The sequence below is a fragment of the Ferrovum sp. genome (assembly GCF_027317285.1).
GTDB lineage: Bacteria > Pseudomonadota > Gammaproteobacteria > Burkholderiales > Ferrovaceae > Ferrovum.
Genome location: NZ_DAHVHV010000098.1, coordinates 1 through 3,267, shown reverse-complemented (window position 1 = coordinate 3,267; position 3,267 = coordinate 1). Strand labels below are relative to the sequence as shown.

Annotated in this window: 2 protein-coding genes; one reads left to right on the top strand and one right to left on the bottom strand. The window is 51.6% G+C overall.

The annotated features are described in order from the left end of the window. On the bottom strand, window positions 1-783 hold a 783-nt coding region (locus tag M6F29_RS11535), incomplete at its 3' end, for an IS1595 family transposase (protein WP_298160014.1). Between the two features lie 91 nt (window positions 784-874). On the opposite strand from M6F29_RS11535, the gene M6F29_RS11530 reads away from it, so the two are divergent. Further along, the coding region (locus tag M6F29_RS11530; RefSeq protein WP_298160009.1) for a putative bifunctional diguanylate cyclase/phosphodiesterase at window positions 875-3,267 on the top strand (2,393 nt) is incomplete at its 3' end.

The following is a 3,267-nucleotide window of genomic DNA, read 5'->3' as shown; positions in this document are numbered from 1 at the left end:
TGTTCCACTCAGCGCGGTCTTGAGGTTGCCCAGCACCACATTGAGCCAGCGGAAGGGCTCGATCTCCGTGCCCGCCTTGCCCTTGGGCGCGATCACCACGCGATGCGCAAAGCCCAGTCGCTCGACCACCTCGAACCCCAGCAGTCCATCGGAGGTCACGGTGCAGTCCGGAGCAAGTGCAATGCTGGCCCAGGGCTTCAACGCCGCAAACGAGAAGTTCTTCACCGGGTCGAATCGCACCCGCATGGGTTTTCCGTTGTGCACTTCCAGGGCCGCGACGAACGGCACTTTGTTGTCGGAGCCGCGGCCGGCGCGACCACCGGTCAGTTCGCCGCCCAGGTAAGCGTCATCGATACGGACATCGCCCTGCAAGGGCTTTGTGGCCTCGCGTTGGCGCATGGCTTCCATGACTTTGTGCTTGAGCAACCAGGCGGCCCGCCACGAGATGCCAAGTTGGCGGCGCAGCGTGAGCGCTGCGATGTTGGTCTTCGACTGCGTGATCAAGTAGATCGCCAAGAACCACTTGGTAAAAGGCAGTCGGGAGTGTTCCATCATCGTTCCGGAGATCAGGCTGGTCTGATGTGGGCAATGACTGCACTGCCATGTCAGCAGGCCGCCGCGGCGGAATTGCGAAGCCGTCCGAGCCTGGCAGCGCGGACAACAGAAACCGTTCGGCCAGCGTGCTTGGATGAAAGCGGCTTCGCACTGGTCCTCGCGCCCGTAGCGCACGATGAATTCACTCATCGACAAGCCCTTCTGGAACTGGATACTGTTGATCGCCATGGTTCACCTCAAACGGTTTTCGCAAGAGGTCAGAATACTGTATATCCGTACAGTTATCCAGTGCGCACTGAGATAGAGACATAATCAGGACTTGAAAAATAAAAAGGAAATACAATCCTCACAACTTAGACAGTTGCTTTCCGTTAGTAATGTGTCGTTGCTTACCAGCGTATCCATCGCCACAATTCTTGCCTACGTCCAGAGGGAAGTCATTCCTTTCAATGTAATTGTTGCCTGGTATTCCTTCATGGTGTTGGCATCGCTTTTACGTGCCTCACAGATCATTATCTATCAACGTTATCCATCGGCTGACGCTGCCACAACTCTTGACCGACTGACAAGATTTCGCCTGGTTATCCTGATTTCCTCCCAGGTGTGGGGTGCGGCTGGTTGGCTCCTATTTCCCGCCAATGAACCAAAACATCAGGTATTCCTGATTCTTATGCTTGCTGGAATGACGGTGGGAGGAGTGGTCTCGTTTTCAGTCGATTTGATCAGTGCCATTATATTTTCAGTATCTGTTGTTGTACCCATCACGATCCGTTTATTCACTTCGGGAGAAGGTTTGTTTATGGCGCTGGGTATGGCAATGGTGTTGTACCTCTGTTTCATGATCATGAGTTTGCTACGCATCAACCGGAATATATGCGACAACATAACATTGCGTCTGGAAGCGACCGAGCGCGAAGAATTCGTTAGAGCAAGTGAAGAACGCTACCGCCTGCTACTGAACTATTCGCCAGTGGGAATCTTTCACTACGACACTGACCTCGTAATTACCTATTGCAACAATCGGTTGGTAGATATTCTGAAAAGAAAAAATGAAAGTATTATCGGGCTGGACATGAAGCTTCTCGATAATCAGGCGTTGCCGTCAACCTTGAGAAAAGCTTTTGGAACTCAAATCGTGCATTATGAAGGCCTTTGCTGTACCCCTTTTTGCAATGCAGACTTGTGGTTGGCATTGACCTGTGCCTCTTCCCGGGATTGCAATGGAAATATCATGGGGGGGATTGCCATTGTTCAAGATATTACCGAGCGCAAGACATCAGAAGAAAAAATCAATAATCTGGCATTCTACGACCCACTTACTCATCTGCCCAATCGTCGGCTACTCATGGAACGGCTCCACCAGGCATTGTCCTCCAATACTCGAATTGGCAGGGAGGGTGCATTATTGCTGATCGACCTGGACAATTTCAAGTCCCTTAACGACACGCTCGGTCATCATGTCGGTGACCTGTATTTACAGCAAATTGCGCAGCGCCTGATTTGCTGCGTGAGGAAGGGGGATACCGTTGCTCGTTTGGGGGGAGACGAATTCGTGATCTTGCTGGAAACCTTGAGCGGGCAACCGATGGAAGCGGCCACACAAGTCAGGATCGTTGGTGAAAAAATACTTACATCCCTCAACCAGCCTTATCAACTTGAAACGAATGAATACCACAGTACCGCCAGCATTGGAGCCACGCTATTCACAGGCCATTTGCTGGCGACAGATGAACTGCTGAAACAGGCCGATATTGCCATGTATCAGGCCAAAAAGGCTGGACGCAATACCGTACGTTTCTTCGATGAAAAAATGCAGGAAAGGATCAGCGCCCGTTTCTCACTGGAGGGGGAATTACGCAAGGCACTTGGAAATCGGCAATTCCAGTTGCATTACCAAATCCAGGTGGACGACTCGAATCGACCAATTGGGGCTGAGGCACTGATCCGATGGAACCATCCTCTGCGCGGGATGGTATCGCCCCTACAATTCATTCCATTGGCAGAAGAAACCGGCCTGATTCTTCCAATTGGCCTTTGGGTGCTGGAAACGGCTTGCGCACAACTGAAGTCATGGGAACGAGAGAGTTCCACTCGCGATCTTGTCCTGGCCGTGAACGTGAGCGCCAAACAATTTCGTCAGGCTGGTTTTGTGGATCGAGTGCATGATGCCGTACGGCGCCACGCCATCAATCCAACGCGCCTCAAACTGGAACTGACCGAGAGCATGCTGGTCAACGACATAGAAGGCATTATTGCGACCATGAACATGTTGAACGAAATTAATATCCAATTTTCAATGGATGATTTTGGCACCGGATATTCATCCTTGCAGTACCTGAAACGGCTGCCGCTGGATCAACTCAAGATCGACATGTCGTTCACACGCGACCTTGCCGTGGACAGCGACAATACGATTGTGAAAACCATCATTGCCATGGCACGTAGTCTGAATCTTGACGTCATTGCCGAAGGGGTAGGGACGGAGGAGCAACGACAACTCCTCTCTTCCTACGGCTGCCATCACTATCAAGGGTACCTTTTTGGCAGACCCGTTCCGATCAAGCAGTTCGAGATGCTGGTGAAACAGGGCGGTAATCGACTGTTGTCGAAAAATCTCCATCCTGAGAATTACGGAGTGGCCGATGATTTTTTTCCACCGCAGGAACTGAAGAGGCCCGTGGCAATGGTTGATGGATTTGGCAAGCCTGGCTT